1 pseudogene is annotated in these 278 nt (G+C 60.1%); it reads left to right on the forward strand.

What is annotated here, in order from left to right:
- Positions 1-278, forward strand: a pseudogene (locus HMPREF2696_RS07960) (RHS repeat domain-containing protein); the annotation flags it as partial.

Here is a 278-nt window from a genome sequence, read left to right on the forward strand (position 1 = left end):
AACGGGCAAAGCAAAGACGAAGGCATCAGCCGCACCCGTTTCGAATACGACCCCATTACCGGCAACCTGACCAAAGCCCGCAACCAACACAGCAGCGTCGAACTCGCCTACGACGAACTCGACCGCCTCATCGGCGAAACCACCGTCCACAACGGCCAAAGCGCCACCGTAGGCTACCAGTACGACCCGTTGGGCAACCGCATCCGCACCATCCTGCCCGACGGCCGCCATATCGATTACCTGTACTACGGTAGCGGACACCTGCACCAAATCAGCCT

Source organism: Neisseria sp. HMSC058F07 (assembly GCF_001810035.1).
Lineage (GTDB): Bacteria > Pseudomonadota > Gammaproteobacteria > Burkholderiales > Neisseriaceae > Neisseria > Neisseria perflava.